13 protein-coding genes are annotated in these 16,824 nt (G+C 65.6%); 11 read left to right on the top strand and 2 right to left on the bottom strand.

What is annotated here, in order from left to right; genetic code table 11:
* The first annotated feature begins 29 nt into the window (after positions 1–29).
* From glpR to DM373_RS19455, 9 genes are all read left to right on the top strand, one after another.
* Positions 30–785 carry a DNA-binding transcriptional repressor GlpR gene (glpR, locus tag DM373_RS19495; protein WP_110995134.1) on the top strand — a complete coding sequence of 252 codons (756 nt, stop codon included), beginning with the start codon at positions 30–32 and terminating at the stop codon, positions 783–785.
* 183 nt (positions 786–968) lie between these two features.
* A complete protein-coding gene (gene glpD, locus DM373_RS19490) occupies positions 969–2,501 on the top strand; it encodes a glycerol-3-phosphate dehydrogenase (protein ID WP_110995133.1) in 1,533 nt (510 codons plus the stop codon).
* A 336-nt stretch (positions 2,502–2,837) separates the two neighbouring features.
* Positions 2,838–3,755 (top strand): glutamate/aspartate ABC transporter substrate-binding protein, encoded by a 918-nt coding sequence (locus DM373_RS19485; RefSeq protein ID WP_110995132.1) that lies wholly within the window; start codon positions 2,838–2,840, stop codon positions 3,753–3,755.
* 147 nt (positions 3,756–3,902) lie between these two features.
* Positions 3,903–4,649, top strand: coding sequence for an amino acid ABC transporter permease (locus DM373_RS19480; protein ID WP_110995131.1), 747 nt, complete (start codon positions 3,903–3,905; stop codon positions 4,647–4,649).
* Complete coding sequence (locus tag DM373_RS19475; protein ID WP_110995130.1) at positions 4,650–5,321, top strand: amino acid ABC transporter permease; 672 nt, start codon at positions 4,650–4,652, stop codon at positions 5,319–5,321. It abuts the gene before it with no gap.
* Positions 5,318–6,052: an amino acid ABC transporter ATP-binding protein gene (locus DM373_RS19470; protein WP_110995129.1), complete on the top strand. Its 735-nt coding sequence runs from the start codon at positions 5,318–5,320 to the stop codon at positions 6,050–6,052. Before DM373_RS19475 ends, DM373_RS19470 begins: the two co-directional genes overlap by 4 nt.
* Before the next feature lie 58 nt (positions 6,053–6,110).
* Positions 6,111–8,015, top strand: a complete 1,905-nt coding sequence (gene aauS / locus DM373_RS19465; protein WP_110995128.1) for a two-component sensor histidine kinase AauS — start codon at positions 6,111–6,113, stop codon at positions 8,013–8,015.
* A gap of 13 nt (positions 8,016–8,028) precedes the next feature.
* On the top strand, positions 8,029–9,357 hold the full coding sequence (aauR, locus tag DM373_RS19460; RefSeq protein WP_110995127.1) for a two-component response regulator AauR: 1,329 nt from the start codon (positions 8,029–8,031) through the stop codon (positions 9,355–9,357).
* A 27-nt stretch (positions 9,358–9,384) separates the two neighbouring features.
* Complete coding sequence (locus DM373_RS19455; RefSeq protein WP_110995126.1) at positions 9,385–9,720, top strand: GlpM family protein; 336 nt, start codon at positions 9,385–9,387, stop codon at positions 9,718–9,720.
* Between the two features lie 94 nt (positions 9,721–9,814).
* On the opposite strand, the gene DM373_RS19450 is transcribed toward DM373_RS19455, so the two are convergent.
* Complete coding sequence (locus tag DM373_RS19450) at positions 9,815–10,810, bottom strand: alpha/beta fold hydrolase (protein WP_110995125.1); 996 nt, start codon at positions 10,808–10,810, stop codon at positions 9,815–9,817.
* A 197-nt stretch (positions 10,811–11,007) separates the two neighbouring features.
* Here DM373_RS19450 and metR point away from each other — a divergent pair, with 197 nt between their 5' ends.
* On the top strand, positions 11,008–11,925 hold the full coding sequence (gene metR, locus DM373_RS19445) for a transcriptional regulator MetR (protein ID WP_110995124.1): 918 nt from the start codon (positions 11,008–11,010) through the stop codon (positions 11,923–11,925).
* Here the strand turns inward: metR and DM373_RS19440 are convergent.
* Entirely contained in the window at positions 11,909–12,322 is a 414-nt protein-coding gene (locus DM373_RS19440; protein WP_110995123.1) for an NUDIX hydrolase, read from the bottom strand. The genes metR and DM373_RS19440 overlap by 17 nt on opposite strands.
* Positions 12,323–12,519: 197 nt before the next feature.
* Between DM373_RS19440 and DM373_RS19435 the strand changes: the two genes are divergently transcribed.
* Positions 12,520–16,800 (top strand): DEAD/DEAH box helicase, encoded by a 4,281-nt coding sequence (locus tag DM373_RS19435; protein ID WP_110995122.1) that lies wholly within the window; start codon positions 12,520–12,522, stop codon positions 16,798–16,800.
* Positions 16,801–16,824: the final 24 nt, after the last annotated feature.

Raw genomic sequence — 16,824 nt, 5'->3', positions numbered from 1 at the left:
ATTTTTCCGGCTGCCCCCAAGGACCGCCCATGAATCTGCCTCCACGCCAACAACAAATCCTCGAGCTGGTCCGTGAACGCGGCTACGTCAGCATCGAGGAAATGGCGCAGCTGTTCGTCGTCACCCCGCAGACCATCCGCCGCGACATCAACCAGCTCGCCGAGGCCAACCTGCTGCGCCGCTACCACGGTGGCGCCGCCTACGACTCGAGCATCGAGAACACCGCCTATGCCATGCGCGCCGACCAGATGCGCGACGAGAAGCAGCGCATTGCCGAAGCCGTGGCCCGGCAGATCCCCGACCATGCCTCGCTGTTCATCAACATCGGTACCACCACCGAATCCATCGCCCGGGCGCTGCTCAACCACAACCACCTGAAGATCATCACCAACAACCTGCACGTGGCGGCGATCCTGGGCGCCAAGGACGATTTCGAAGTGCTGATCGCGGGCGGCACGGTGCGCCGTGACGGCGGTGTGGTAGGCCAGGCCAGCGTCGACTTCATCAGCCAGTTCAAGGTCGACTTCGCCGTGGTCGGCATCAGCGGCATCGACGAGGACGGCAGCCTGCTGGACTTCGATTACCAGGAGGTGCGCGTGTCCCAGGCGATCATCGCCAATGCCCGCCAGGTGATCCTCGCTGCGGACTCCAGCAAGTTCGGGCGCAACGCCATGGTCCGCCTGGGCTCGATCAGCCTGGTGGACTGCCTGGTGACCGATCAGGCCCCTACCCCCGCCCTGACCCAACTGCTCAACCAGTACAAGATCCGCCTGGACGTGGTCTGACGCCCGCTTTCTGCAGGCGCCGGCTTGCCGGCCCTGCACGATGTTCGTAAATGTTCATTTAATTGTCATCCGATCAGTTTTTTCTATAAAGACTCACTGGCGGCCGCCTGTTCATTGCGCTAGTATTTTCGCAAACGAACATCAATGTTCATATTCGATATGAACAGCCCAGGAGGCCTTGCTGTGTCCCAGCCCGTTTCGCCCCAACCCCTCGACTGCTACGACCTCGCCGTGATCGGTGGCGGCATCAATGGCGTAGGCATCGCGGCAGACGCCGCCGGGCGCGGCCTGAAAGTATTCCTTTGCGAAAAGGACGACCTGGCCCGACACACCTCCTCGGCCAGCAGCAAGCTGATCCACGGCGGCCTGCGCTATCTCGAACATTACGAATTCCGCCTGGTGCGCGAAGCACTCGCCGAGCGCGAAGTGCTGCTGGCCAAAGCCCCGCACATCGTCAAGCCAATGCGCTTCGTCCTGCCGCACCAGCCACACCTGCGCCCGGCCTGGATGATCCGCGCCGGCCTGTTCCTCTATGACCACCTGGGCAAGCGCAAACGCCTGGGCGCCTCGCGCAGCCTGCGCTTCGGCCCGGGCTACCCGCTCAAGCCAGCCATCACCCGCGGTTTCGAATACGCCGACTGCGCTGTCGACGACGCACGCCTGGTGGTCGTCAACGCCATGGCCGCCCGTGAGAAAGGCGCACACATCCACACCCGCACCCGCTGCCTGCGTGCCGAGCGGGTCGAGGGCATCTGGGAAGTGGAGCTGCAACACGCCGACGGCAGCCTGCGGACCATCCGCGCCCGCGCCCTGGTCAACGCCGCCGGCCCCTGGGTGGCCAGTTTCATCAAGGACGACCTCAAGCTCGACGCGCCTTACGGCATCCGCCTGATCCAGGGCAGCCACCTGATCGTGCCGCGCCTGTACGAAGGCGAGCACGCCTACATCCTGCAGAACGAAGACCAGCGCATCGTCTTCTGCATACCTTATCTGGAGCGTTTCACCCTGATCGGCACCACCGACCGCGAATACAGCAGCGACCCGGCCAAGGTGGCGATCACCGAGCAGGAGACCGACTACCTGCTCAAAGTGGTCAACGAACACTTCAACCACCAGTTGAGCCGCGCCGACATCCTGCACACCTACTCCGGCGTGCGCCCGCTGTGCAACGACGAGTCGGACAACCCGTCGGCAGTGACGCGCGACTACACCCTGGCGCTGTCCGCCGCCGCAGGTGAAGCGCCACTGCTGTCGGTATTCGGCGGCAAGCTCACCACCTACCGCAAACTGGCCGAGTCGGCGATGGCCGAGCTCAAGCCGTTCTTCACCCAGATGCGCGGCAGCTGGACCGCCGATGCGCCACTGCCCGGCGGCGAAAGCATGACCAGCGTGCAGGCACTGGTGGACGCCGTGCTGGCCAGCCATGCCTGGCTGCCGCTGGATATCGCCAAGCGCTGGGCCGTGACTTACGGCAGCCGCGTCTGGCGCCTGCTCGAGGGCGTGAATGGCCCCGAGGACCTGGGCCAGGCCATCGGTGGCGGCCTGTTCACCCGCGAAGTGGACTACCTGTGCAGCCAGGAGTGGGCGGTCGACGCCGACGACATCCTCTGGCGCCGTACCAAGCTGGGGCTGTTCACCAGCGCGAGCGAGCAGCAGGCGCTGGCCGATTACCTGCAGCAGGCTGAACAGCAGCGCACGCAAGGGCGTGCGGCCTGACAATGCGACGACGCCCGGGCTTGCCCGGGCGTTCTTTTTGAAGCTCCACAAAGATTGCCAAACGCCTCGCAGCGCCTCCCAGCCGCTCACAACCATTCGGATTTCCGAACGACGCAGAACCACTCATTCGGAAATCCGCACGAAACAATCAGCTTCAATACCGTCAAAAAAGATTAATCCCCAGTGTTTTCGCGCCGTTATGATCATTGCCAGAGCTTGGCACGACTCATGCTCTACACTTGGTAGCCGAATGCACCCGCTTCATTGCGGTATTCGTTGAACGAAAGAGTCCGCCAACGGCTCCATAAAAAAAACAAACACGTCGAGGAAAATTTGATGCGCATCGTTCGTCAATTGCTGGGCGCCGCTATCGCGGCTGCAGTCATCGCATCGCCCGTCATGGCCGAAGATCTGACCGGCACCCTGAAGAAGATCAAGGACTCGGGCACCATCACCCTGGGCCACCGCGACTCCTCCATCCCGTTCTCCTACCTCGCCGGCAAGCCGGAACCCGTGGGCTTCTCCCACGACATCCAGATCGCTGTGGTCGACGCCCTGAAGAAGCAACTGGGCACCGACATCAAGGTCAAGTACAACCTCGTCACCTCGCAAACCCGTATCCCGCTGGTGCAGAACGGCACCGTGGACCTTGAGTGCGGCTCCACCACCAACAACGTCGAGCGCCAGCAGCAGGTTGGTTTCTCGGTGGGCATCTTCGAAGTCGGCACCCGCCTGCTGACCAAAGTCAAAGACGGCCAGCCTTCCTATAAAGACTTCGCCGACCTGGCCGGCAAGAACGTGGTGACCACCGCCGGTACCACTTCCGAGCGCATCCTCAAGGCGATGAACGCCGACAAGCAGATGAAGATGAACGTGATCTCGGCCAAAGACCACGGCGAAGCCTTCAACATGCTCGAAAGCGGCCGCGCCGTGGCTTTCATGATGGACGACGCCCTGCTCGCCGGTGAAATGGCCAAGGCCAAGAAGCCGTCCGACTGGGTCATCACCGGTACCCCGCAGTCGTACGAAATCTACGGCTGCATGGTGCGCAAGGACGACCCGGCCTTCAAGAAAGCGGTCGATGAAGCCATCGTCGCCTACTTCAAGTCGGGTGAAGTCAACAAGAGCTACGAGAAGTGGTTCCAGCAGCCGATCCCACCGAAAGGCCTGAACCTCAACTTCCCGATGAGCGACGAGCTGAAAAAGCTGATCGCCGAGCCGACCGACAAGGCCGCGGACGAGAAGAAGTCCTGATCCCAGGCAACTAGTGGCCTGGTGCGCAACGCGCACGTTTCGATCCGACAGGCCACTTTTTAGTGTCTAACCTTTACATCCGAGGGCGTCGAACGCCCCCGGATGTATCAAGGTGCCCGTGAAACAACCGTCTGAGGGGAAATCCCGATGAATTACAACTGGGACTGGGGCGTGTTCTTCAAGTCCACCGGCGTGGGCAGCGAAACCTATCTGGACTGGTACATCGCCGGCCTGGGCTGGACCATCGCCATCGCCATCTCCGCCTGGATCATCGCGCTGCTGCTGGGCTCGCTGCTCGGCGTCATGCGCACCGTGCCTAACCGCCTGGTGTCAGGGATTGCCACCGCCTACGTCGAGCTGTTCCGTAACGTGCCGCTGCTGGTGCAGCTGTTCATCTGGTACTTCCTGGTGCCCGACCTGCTGCCCGAGGGCCTGCAGGAGTGGTTCAAGCAGGACCTCAACCCGACCACCTCGGCACTGATCAGCGTGGTCATCTGCCTGGGCCTGTTCACCGCCGCCCGTGTCTGCGAACAGGTGCGCACCGGTATCCAGGCACTGCCCCGCGGCCAGGAAGCGGCCGGCCGGGCGATGGGCTTCAGCCTGTCGCAGATCTACATGAACGTGCTGCTGCCCCAGGCCTACCGGATCATCATTCCGCCACTCACCTCGGAATTTTTGAACGTGTTCAAGAACTCTTCGGTAGCGTCGCTGATCGGCCTGATGGAACTGCTGGCACAGACCAAGCAGACCGCCGAATTCTCCGCCAACCTGTTCGAAGCGTTCACCCTCGCCACACTGATCTACTTCACCCTGAACATGGGCCTGATGCTGCTCATGCGCATGGTCGAGAAGAAAGTCTCGGTACCTGGCCTGATCTCCGTGGGGGGCAAGTAAATGGACATGGATTTCAGCGAAATCATCCCGGCCCTGCCCGCCCTGTGGGACGGCATGGTCCTGACCCTGCAACTGATGGTGATGGGTGTGGTCGGCGGTATCGCGCTGGGCACGATCCTCGCCCTGATGCGCCTGTCGTCGAACAAGCTGCTGTCGAACTTCGCCGGCGCCTACGTCAACTACTTCCGCTCCATCCCGCTGCTGCTGGTGATCACCTGGTTCTACCTGGCGGTGCCGTTCGTGCTGCGCTGGATCACCGGCGAAGACACCCCGGTGGGCGCGTTCACCTCCTGCGTCGTGGCCTTCATGATGTTCGAGGCGGCCTACTTCTGCGAAATCGTGCGCGCCGGCGTGCAGTCGATCTCCAAGGGCCAGATGGGCGCCGCGCAGGCACTGGGCATGAGCTATGGCCAGTGCATGCGCCTGATCATCCTGCCCCAGGCGTTCCGCAAGATGACCCCGCTGCTGCTGCAGCAGAGCATCATCCTGTTCCAGGACACTTCGCTTGTGTACACCGTGGGCCTGATCGACTTCCTCAACTCGGCGCGCTCCAACGGCGACATCATCGGGCGCTCCCATGAGTTCCTGATCTTCGCCGGTGTCGTCTACTTCCTCATCAGCTTCTCCGCTTCCTGGCTGGTCAAGCGCCTGCAAAAAAGGATCACCGTATGATTTCCATCAAGAACGTCAACAAGTGGTACGGGGACTTCCAGGTGCTGACCGACTGCAGCACCGAGGTCAAGAAAGGTGAAGTGGTGGTGGTCTGCGGCCCGTCGGGCTCGGGCAAGTCCACGCTGATCAAGTGCGTCAACGCGCTGGAGCCATTCCAGAAAGGCGACATCGTGGTCGACGGCACCTCCATCGCCGACCCCAAGACCAACCTGCCCAAGCTGCGTTCGCGGGTCGGCATGGTGTTCCAGCACTTCGAGCTGTTCCCGCACCTGTCGATCACCGAGAACCTGACCATCGCCCAGCGCAAGGTACTTGGCCGCAGCGAGGCGGAAGCCACCAAGAAGGGCCTGGCCCTGCTCGACCGCGTCGGCCTGGGTGCCCACGCCAAGAAGCACCCCGGCCAGCTGTCCGGCGGCCAGCAGCAGCGCGTGGCGATCGCCCGCGCCCTGTCGATGGACCCGATCGTCATGCTGTTCGACGAACCGACCTCGGCGCTGGACCCGGAAATGGTCAACGAAGTGCTCGACGTCATGGTCGAACTGGCCCATGAAGGCATGACCATGATGTGCGTTACCCACGAGATGGGCTTCGCCCGCAAGGTCGCCAACCGGGTGATCTTCATGGACAAAGGCAACATCATCGAGGACTGCCAGAAAGAAGACTTCTTCGGCAACCCGCAAGGCCGCCACGAGCGCACCCAGCACTTCCTCAGCAAGATCCTGCAACACTGAGTGAGCCACGTCCGCTGCCTGCCCGGCAGCGGACGCTGGTCGTGACAAGGCCACTGTGATGAAATGCGACCCTTCGCTCCTTCGCCCTGCCCAGCCTGCCGTGAAATCCCGCCTGATCCGTCAATTGCTGCTGCCGCCCCTGGTCATCCTGCTGATGGTCGGCTTAGGGCTGGCTGGCTATCTGATCAGCGAGAGCAATGGCATCCGCACCCTCAGCGAAAGCGGCGAGCGCGCGCTGGAACTGCATGCGCGCACGGTCGAAAGCGAAATCAGCAAGTACACCTACCTGCCCAGCCTGCTGGAGCTGGAAGACAGCGTCTCGCGCCTGCTCACTGACCCCGAAGCCGGTGATCGCCAGGCCGTCAACGAATACCTCGAGGGCCTGAACCGGCGCAGCCGCAGCCGGGCGATCTTCGTCCTCGACACCAACGGCCGGGTGCAGGCCACCAGCAACTGGCGCGACGCCGATTCCTTCCTCGGCGAAGACCTGGCGTTCCGTGCCTACTTCCAGACCGCCGTGCGCGGCGAGCCCGGGCGTTTCTACGGCATCGGCAGCACCACCGGCGAGGCCGGCTATTACCTGGCCCATGGCCTGGAAGAACACGGCAAGATCATCGGCGTGGCAGTGATCAAGGTGCGCCTGGACACCCTTGAGGAGCGCTGGCAACGCGCCCGCCTTGAAGCCTTCGTCAGCGACGAGAACGGCATCATCATCCTCTCCAGCGACCCCGCCCGGCGCCTCAAGTCGGTCCGCCCGCTGAACCCGCAGATCAAGGAACGCCTGGCACGCAGCCTGCAGTACTACTGGTGGCCACTCAACGAGCTGCAACCGCTGGCCCGTGAAACCCTGGCCGATGGCGTGGAGAAACTGACCTTCCCGGCCAACAGCGAAACTGCCCACGGCAAGCCCCACGAGGTGGCCTACCTGGCCCAGACCCGGCGCCTGGTCGACACCCCCTGGCACTTCACCCTGCTCACCCCGCTGCAGGACCTGCGCCGCGAATCCATGGTGCAGGGCATCCTGGTCGGCGTGGCGTTCGCCCTGCTGGCGATCCTGGCCATCGCCTGGAACGAACGACGCAAGGTGATCGCCACCCGCCTGGCCGCTCGCGAGGCGCTGGAAGAGGCCAACAGCCACCTGGAGCGCAAGATCACCGAGCGCACCGCCGACCTGCGTGCCAGCAACGAACGCCTCAAAGGCCAGATCCGCGAACGCCGCCACGCCGAACAGACCCTGCGCCAGGCCCAGGACGAGCTGGTGCAGGCCGGCAAGCTGGCGGCCATCGGCCAGATGTCCACCAGCATCGCCCACGAACTCAACCAGCCCCTGGCGGCACTGCGCACGCTGTCGGGCAACACCGTGCGCTTCCTTGAACGCGGCGCACTGGAAACTGCCAGCGCCAACCTGCGCACCATGAACGACCTGATCGACCGCATGGGCCGCATCACCGCCAGCCTGCGCTCGTTCGCCCGGCGCGGCGACGACCGCGGCCAGGCCTCGCTGGAAAAAGCCGTCGAGGCCACCCTGCAGGTGCTGGGCAACCGCATCAGTGCCTGCCATCTGCAGTTGCACCGCCAGTTCGACGACCAGCAGTTGGCCATCGACCAGACCCGCCTGGAACAGATCCTGGTCAACCTGATCGGCAACGCCCTGGACGCCATGGCCACCCAACCGCTGCCGCAACTGTGGCTGGAAGGTGAAGCCCAGGGCGACAAGTACCGCCTGTGGGTACGCGACAATGGCCACGGCATCGACCCGGAAGCGCGCAAGCACCTGTTCGAACCGTTCTTCACCACCAAACCTGGCGAGCATGGCCTGGGCCTTGGCCTTACCCTGTCGGCCAGCCTGGCCACCGCCGCCAAGGGCACCCTGAGCGTCGAACACCCCGCCGGCGGCGGCACTGCGTTCGTCCTCGCCTTGCCCCTGGCCACGCCGCCCACCGAATCCGCAGAGCTCCCATGAACGAAGGGTCCCTATGAACCAAGCACCCTTGACGGTCTTGATCGTCGAAGACGATCCCCATGTGCTGCTCGGCTGCCAGCAGGCGCTGGCCCTCGAGGACATCGCCTGCGAAGGCGTCGGCAGCGCCGAGCAGGCACTGGAACGCATCGGCGACGACTTCGCCGGCATCGTCGTCAGCGATATCCGCCTGCCGGGCATCGATGGCCTGGAGCTGCTCAACCGCCTCAAGGCCCGCGACCGCAGCCTGCCGGTGGTGCTGATCACCGGCCACGGCGATATCGACATGGCGGTCGGCGCCATGCGCAACGGCGCCTACGACTTCATGGAAAAACCCTTCTCGCCCGAGCGCCTGGTCGACGTGGTCCGCCGCGCGCTGGAGCAGCGCGGCCTGTCCCGGGAGGTGGTCGCCCTGCGCCGCCAACTGGTCGAACAGAGCAGCCTGGAAGGCCGGATCATTGGCCGCTCGCCGGCCATGGAGCACTTGCGCGAACTGATCGCCAACGTTGCCGACACCTCGGCCAACGTGCTGATCGAAGGCGAGACCGGCACCGGCAAAGAGCTGGTCGCCCGCTGCCTGCACGACTTCAGCCGGCGCCAGGGCCAGCCGTTCGTGGCGCTGAACTGCGGCGGCCTGCCGGAGAACCTGTTCGAAAGCGAGATTTTCGGCCACGAGGCCAACGCCTTCACCGGCGCCGGCAAACGGCGCATCGGCAAGATCGAGCACGCCAACGGTGGCACGCTGTTCCTCGATGAAGTGGAGAGCATGCCGATCAACCTGCAGATCAAGCTGCTGCGCGTGCTGCAGGAGCGCACCCTGGAACGCCTGGGCTCGAACCAGAGCATCCCGGTGGACTGCCGGGTGATCGCCGCCACCAAGTCCGACCTCGACGCCCTTGGCCAGACCGGCCAGTTCCGCAGCGACCTGTATTACCGCCTCAACGTGGTGACCCTGGAGCTGCCGCCCCTGCGCGAACGCCGCGAAGACGTCCTGCAGCTGTTCGAGCACTTCCTGCAACAGTCGGCGCTGCGCTTCGACCGTGAGGCGCCGGAGCTCGACAGCCAGACCCTGTCGCAACTGATGGCCCACGACTGGCCGGGCAACGTGCGCGAACTGCGCAACGTCGCCGAACGCCATGCCCTGGGCCTGCCGGCGTTCAAGAAGGGCCCCAGCGGCGGCGCCAGCCAGGGCCTGGGGTTTTCCGAGGCGGTCGAGGCGTTCGAGCGCAACCTGCTCAGCGACGCCCTGCAACGCACCGGCGGCAACCTCAGCCAGGCCAGCCAGGAGCTGGGCATGGCCAAGACCACGCTGTTCGACAAAGTGAAGAAATACGGCCTCGGCTGATCGGCAATCTCAACCTGGAAAGACAACGTGGACCTGGTATTCAAAGCGGCCCTGGGCGCTGGTGTGGTGGTGTTGCTGGCCATCCTGTCGAAGACTCGCAACTACTACATCGCAGGGCTCGTGCCGCTGTTTCCCACCTTCGCCCTGATCGCCCACTACATCGTCGGCAAGGGCCGCAGCATCGAGGATCTGAAGACCACCATCCTGTTCGGCATGTGGTCGATCATTCCGTACTTCGTTTACCTGGCGACCTTGTATGTGCTGGTCGACCGGATGCGCCTGGAGGCGTCGCTGGCGCTGGCCACGGTGGCCTGGCTGATGGCGGCGACGGTGCTGGTGAGCGTTTGGGTACGGATGCACTGAAGGCTCTAGAACCTATCGCGGGGCAAGCCCGCTCCCACGCAGTGGATTGCCCACAGGTCCATTGCGTGGGAGCGGGCTTGCCCCGCGATAGGTTCTAGAGCCCGGCGATATGCGTCACATCCTGCCGGTGCGACTGCAGGTAAGGCAGCACCGCCCCCAGCAGCGGCTGCTTGAACGGCTCCTGGAAGCGATGCGCCAGCCCCGGTATCAAGCGCAACTCGCTGCCCTGGATATGCGCCGCCAGGTGCACCCCATGCATCACCGGCAGCAACGGATCGGCGGTGCCATGCACCACCAACGTCGGCACCCGCAGCTGATTCAATAACTCGACCCGGCTCGGCTCGGCGAGAATCGCCATGATCTGGCGCTTCACGCCCTCGGGGTTGAATGCCCGGTCGTAGGCCTGCGCCGCCTGCTTGAGCAACACCGCGCGATCATCCTTCACCTGCGGGCTGCCCAAGGCCGCCAACAGGTCAGCCTGCTGCTCGATGGCCACCGCCCGGTTCGGTGCATTGCGCCGCGCCAGCAGCTGCACCAGCGCCGGATTCGGTGCCGGCAACCCGGCCGCGCCCGAACTGGACATCACCAGCGTCAGGCTGCGCACCCGCTCCGGCGCCATGGCTGCAATGTGCTGGGCGATCATCCCGCCCATGCTCACACCCAGCACATGGAACTGGCGGATCTGCAGCGCGTCCATCAGGTGCAGGCCGTCACCGGCCATGTCGGTCAGGCTGTAGGGCGCCGATACCGGCAGGCCCAGCTTGTAGCGCAGCACCTCCAGGGTGAGGTTGGCCGAGCCCGGCAGTTGGTTCCAGCGCGACAGGCCGACATCACGGTTGTCGTAACGGATCACCCGAAAGCCCTGTCGGCACAGCGCCTCGACCACGTCGTCCGGCCAGTGGATCAGTTGCCCGCCCAGGCCCATGACCAGCAACAACGCCGGATCCCGCGGCGCGCCGACGCTCTGGTAGACCAGGCTCAGCTCACCCAGCTCGGCACGTTGCGCCGGCACCTGTGGGTTGCAGCGGTCGTCGGCGAAGCTCGCCGAGGCACTGACAAGCAGCAAGAAGAAAAGAAAAAAAGCCCGCATGAAAAAAACACCAGAATGCATATCCCCAGTAGAGCGCGAGTCTGATGAAATCCATTCGCTCGCGCTGCCACAAAACCGTGACAGTTTCATGAACCTTGCCGAGCGGTCATTGCCATGCGGTGGTCGACAGGCCATGGCAACATGAGGGAAACTCAACGCCATCCCGCTTTCTCTCAAATATTGTTCACGGAGCCCTTGTGCTGGAAATCCGTCACCTGAAAACCCTTCATGCCCTGCGCGAGGCCGACAGCCTGGTGGAGGCCGCCGAACGCCTGCACCTGACGCAATCGGCGCTGTCGCACCAGTTCAAGGAGCTGGAGGAACGCCTGGGCCTGCCGCTGTTCGTGCGCAAGACCAAGCCGATCCGCTTCACCAGCGCCGGCCTGCGTCTGCTGCAACTGGCCGACGCCACCCTGCCGCTGCTGCGTGGCGCCGAGCGCGATATCGCCCGGCTGGCCGGCGGCACCGCCGGGCGCCTGCACATGGCCATCGAGTGCCACAGCTGCTTCCAGTGGCTGATGCCGACCATCGACCAGTTCCGCGACGCCTGGCCGGAGGTGGAGCTGGACCTGGCCTCGGGCTTCGCCTTCGCCCCCTTGCCGGCCCTGGCCCGCGGCGACCTCGACCTGGTGGTGACTTCCGACCCGCTGGAGCTGGCCGGCATCACCTACGTGCCGCTGTTCACCTACGAAGCCATGCTCGCCGTGGCCAACCAGCACCCGCTGGCCAGCAAGCCCTATATCGTGCCCCAGGACCTGCTCGACCAGACCCTGATCACCTACCCGGTGGAGCGCGACCGCCTGGACATCTTTACCCGCTTCCTCGAGCCGGCCGACATGGAGCCGGCAGCGGTGCGCACCTCGGAACTGACGGTAATGATGATGCAGCTGGTGGCCAGCGGCCGTGGCGTATGCGGCATGCCGCACTGGGCGCTGCATGAATACAGTTCGCGCGGTTACGTGAAGGGCAAGCGCCTGGGCGAAAAAGGCCTGTTCGCCACGCTGTACGCGGCAGTGCGCACCGACATGCTCGATGCGCCGTACATGCGCGATTTCCTGCTGACCGCCAAGGACACCTCGTTCGCCACCCTCGACGGGGTCAGCGCGGTGCGTTGAGGCCTTGGCGCCACAGCGGCAGGATCAGGTCGCGGGTCAGGGGCGCCAGGCAGAGGCCTGGCGTGTCGCTGGCGGCCAGCCACAGCACTTCTTCGATTTCTGCCGCCGGGGTCACGGCCTCGGCGCTGTCGACACGGAACAGCTCGGCCTTGACCACGAAGCCTGGCTCATTGGCCGCCGGGGCACTGAAACTGCCCAGGTGCGTGGCCTGTGCCGGGTCGATGCGCAGCCCCAGCTCTTCGTGAAGCTCACGCGCCAGCGCCTGGGCCGCAGACTCCCCCGCATCGATCTTGCCGCCCGGCTGCATGAAGGCCAGGGTGCCGCGCTTGCGCACCAGCAGCGTACGGCCTTGCGGGTCGATCAACAGGGCGGCGGCGATGTGGATGGTGTTGGGCATGGGGGCGGCTCACGGAGGGTCGGGAAGCGAAGGATACCTGTTCCGGCCTCATCGCGGGGCAAGCCCGCTCCCACGCCGTTCGCTGTAGACCTGGGGGGCAATCCACAGCGTGGGAACGGGCTTGCCCCGCGATAGGGCCGGCACAGGCAGACGAACGGCCCCTTGCCTATCCGCCTGCAACGCTCCATAACCAATCCATGAACCTCCCCGCCCATCAGCACCCGGTGCTCGGCCTGTTCCACCCCGCCGTGGCCACCTGGTTCCGCCAACGCTTCGCCACGGTCACCGAGGCCCAGGCCGGCGCCTGGCCGCTGATCCATGCGGGCCAGTCGATGCTGCTGGCCGCGCCGACCGGCTCGGGCAAGACCCTGAGCGCCTTCCTCGCCGTGCTCGACGAGCTGTTCCGCCAAGGGCTCGACCGTGACGGCGAACTGCCGGCGCAAACCCAGATTGTCTACGTCTCGCCGCTCAAGGCGCTGTCCAACGATATTCGCCTGAACCTCAAGGCCCCGCTCGAAGGCATCAGCGCGCAGATCGAGCAGCTCGGCCTGAAAGCACCACGCATCACCACCGCCGTACGCACCGGCGACACCCCGCAGAAGGAACGCGCGGCCATGCGCAAGCTGGCCCCGCATATCCTGGTGACCACGCCGGAGTCGCTGTACGTACTGATGGGTTCGGCGTCGGGCCGCGAAGGCCTGGCCAGCGTGCACACGGTGATTGTCGACGAGATCCACGCCCTGGCCGGCAACAAGCGCGGCAGCCACCTGGCCTTGACCCTGGAACGCCTGGAAGCCCTGGCAGGCCGGCCCTTGCGGCGCATCGGCCTGTCGGCGACCCAGCGCCCGGTGGAGCGGGTCGCGCAGTTCCTGGTCGGCCACCAGCGCCCCTGCGCCATCGTCGACATCGGCCATGTGCGCCAGCGCGACCTGGCCCTCGAAGTGCCGCCGGTGCCGCTGGGCGCGGTCATGGCCACCGATGTCTGGGCGCTGGTCTACGAGCGCCTGGCCGCGCTGGCCCGCCAGCACCGCACCACGCTGATCTTCGTCAACACCCGGCGCCTGGCCGAACGGCTCACCCGCCACCTGGGCGAGCGCCTGGGCAACGACGCCGTGGCCGCGCACCACGGCAGCCTGGCCAAGGAGCATCGCCTGAAGGCAGAGCAGCAACTCAAGGCCGGCGAATTGCAGGTGCTGGTCACCACCGCCTCGCTGGAGCTGGGTATCGATATCGGCGATGTCGATCTGGTCTGCCAGATCGCCTCGCCCGGCTCGATCGCCGCCTTCTTGCAGCGGGTCGGGCGCTCCGGGCATCAGGTCGATGGCGTGCCCAAGGGCCGGCTGTTCCCCACCTCGCGGGACGAGCTGATCGAGTGCGTCGCCTTGCTCGACTGTGTGCGCCAGGGCGAACTCGACGAGCTGCATATTCCGGCGGCGCCGCTGGACGTGCTCGCCCAGCAGATCGTCGCCGAAGTGAGCAACCAGCCCTGGGACGAGCGCGCGCTGTTCAACCTGCTGCGCCAGGCCACCCCCTACGCCGCCCTCGACGAAGGCCACTACCAGGCCCTGCTGCGCATGCTCGCCGAGGGTTTCAACGGCCGCCAGGGCGTGCGCAGTGCCTACCTGCACCGTGATGCGGTCAGCGCCAGCCTGCGCGGTCGACGCGGTAGCCAGCTGACCGCGTTGACCAGCGGCGGCACCATCCCCGAAACCGCCGATTACGCCGTACTGCTCGAACCCCAGGCGCTGAACATCGGCAGCGTCAACGAAGACTTCGCAATAGAAAGCATCGCTGGCGATGTCTTCCAACTGGGCAACGCCTCCTACCGCATCCTGCGGGTAGAGCCTGGACGGGTACGGGTCGAGGATGCCCGGGGCCAGCCACCGACCATTCCGTTCTGGATCGGCGAGGCGCCCGGGCGCAGCAATGAACTGTCCGGCGCAGTGGCCCGGCTGCAGGCGCGCCTTGATGAACAATTGCAGGCCGGCGATTTCGACCAGGCGCTGGGCTGGCTGCGCACCACCTACCAACTGGATGAAGGCTGCGCCCAGCAGTTGCTCGACTACCTTGGCCGCACCTGGCAGGTGCTCGGCGCCCTGCCGTCGCAGCAGACCCTGGTGATGGAGCGCTTCTTCGATGAGTCCGGCGGCACCCAACTGATCATTCATTCGCCCTACGGCAGCCGCATCAACCGCGCCTGGGGCCTGGCCCTGCGCAAGCGCTTCTGCCGCACGTTCAATTTCGAGCTGCAGGCGGCGGCCAGTGAGGATGCCATCGTGCTGTCGCTGTCCAGTAGCCACAGTTTCGAACTGGACGAGGTCTGGCGTTACCTGAACAGCCGCACGGCCGAGCCGATCCTTGTCCAGGCCCTGCTCGACGCACCGCTGTTCGGCGTGCGCTGGCGCTGGTGCGCGGCGGTGGCCATGGCCTTGCCGCGCTATGTGGGCGGGCGCAAGGTGCCGCCGCAGATACAGCGAATGAAGAGCGAAGACCTGATAGCGGCGGTTTTCCCCGATCAGATCGCCTGCCTGGAGAACCTGGTCGGCGAGCGGCAAATTCCTGACCACCCGCTGGTCGAACAGACCCTCGACGACTGCCTGCACGAAGCCATGGACAGCGAAGGCTGGCTGGCGCTGCTGCGGCGCATGGAGGCCGGCGGCATCCGCCTGCTCAGCCGCGACCTGCCGGCGCCTTCACCACTGGCCTCGGCGATCCTCAACGCCCGCCCCTACACCTTCCTCGACGATGCCCCGTTGGAAGAGCGGCGCACCCAGGCCGTGCTCAACCGCCGCTGGAACGAAGTGCACAGCAGCGACGACCTCGGTGCGCTGGACATTGACGCCATCCGCGCCGTGCAGGCCGAGGCCTGGCCGCACGCGGCCAACGCCGATGAACTGCACGAAGCCCTGATGAGCCTGGGAGTGATCACCCAGGCCGAGGCCGACGCCAACCCAGGTTGGAGCGCCCTGCTCGGGCAACTGGCGCAGTCCGGCAGAGCCTGCCGCCTGCAGGCGGGCGGGCCGCCTGTGTGGCTGGCCCGTGAGCGCCTTGGCCAGGTCAGTGCAGTGTTCTCCGGCGCCCACCTGGAGCCAGCGTTGCCAGTGCTCCCGGGCTTCGACCAGCCTTATGCGCAGGACATCGCGCTGAGCGAACTGCTGCGGGCCCGGCTGAGCGGCTTCGGCCCCTTGACCCTCGCCCAGATCGGCACGCCGCTGGGTTGCGCACTGGGTGACTGCGAACAGGCCCTCGCCCGGCTGGAAGGCGAAGGTTACGTGCTGCGCGGCCAGTTCAGCCCGGGTGAGCGCGCAGTGCAGTGGTGCGAACGCCACCTGCTGGCGCGCATCCACCGCTATACGGTCAAGCGCCTGCGCCGCGAGATCGAACCGGTCAGCCTGCAAGACTTCATGCGTTTTCTGTTCGACTGGCAGCACCTGGCCGGCGAAGAGCGCCTGCGTGGCCCGCAGGCCGTGGGCGAAGTGCTCGGCCAGCTGCAAGGCTTCCCGGCCGCCGCCAGTGCCTGGGAGGCGGAACTGCTACCGGCGCGGATCAAGGACTACAGTCCGCACTGGCTGGACGACGCCTGCCGCAGCGGCCAGTGGGCCTGGAGTCGGCTGGCGGCCACGGCCTCGGCCAGCACCTTGACCAGCGCGCCATTGGTGCTGCTGCCACGCGAGCAGCTTGGGCTGTGGCGCAGCCTTGCGCCAACGCCGGATCCGCAGCAGCTATCGCCGCGCGGCCAGCGCGTGCTGCAAAGCTTGCAGGCCCACGGCGCCCTGTTCTTCGACGAATTGACCCACGAGGCTCACCTGCTGCCCAGCGAGCTGGAAACCGCGCTGCAGGAACTGGTCGGTTTTGGCCTGGCCAGCGCCGACGGTTTCAGTGGCCTGCGCAGCCTGATTACCCCGGCGGCCAAACGCGCTTCGCGCAGCAGCCGGCGCGGGCATGGGCCGCTGTCGAGTTCCATGGCCCATGCCGGGCGCTGGGCGCTGCTGCGCCGCGCGGGCAGCGAAGTGGACAAAGACCCGCGCCTGGAACATATCGCCCGCAGCCTGCTGCGTCGCTACGGCGTGGTGTGCTGGCGCCTGCTGGAGCGTGAAAGCGATGTGCTGCCGGCGTGGCGTGAGTTGCTGCATTGCTATCACCGCCTCGAAGCGCGCGGTGAGATCCGTGGCGGGCGCTTTATCGCAGGGCTTGCCGGCGAACAGTTCGCCTTGCCCGAAGCCATCGGGGTATTGCGCCAGGTGCGCAGGCGCGAAGCGGACGGGGCGTTGGTGGTGGTGAGCGGTTGCGATCCGTTGAACCTGGTGGGCACCTTGTTGCCGGGGGCCAAGGTGCCGGCGGTAAACGGCAATCGGCTGCTGTACCGGGATGGGGTGGCGGTGGCGTGCCGGGTGGCGGGGAAATATCAGTATCTGGTTGATGTGCCGTTGGCTGAGCAAACGCTGTGGCATCAGCGCTTGTTGCGTAATGGCTACTGAAGTCATCGCGGGGCAAGCCCGCTC

Origin of the sequence: Pseudomonas sichuanensis, assembly GCF_003231305.1 — a bacterium.
GTDB classification, from domain to species: Bacteria; Pseudomonadota; Gammaproteobacteria; order Pseudomonadales; family Pseudomonadaceae; genus Aquipseudomonas; species Aquipseudomonas sichuanensis.
Note: the sequence above shows the minus strand (reverse complement) of the source record. Positions and strands in the feature narration are given on the sequence as shown.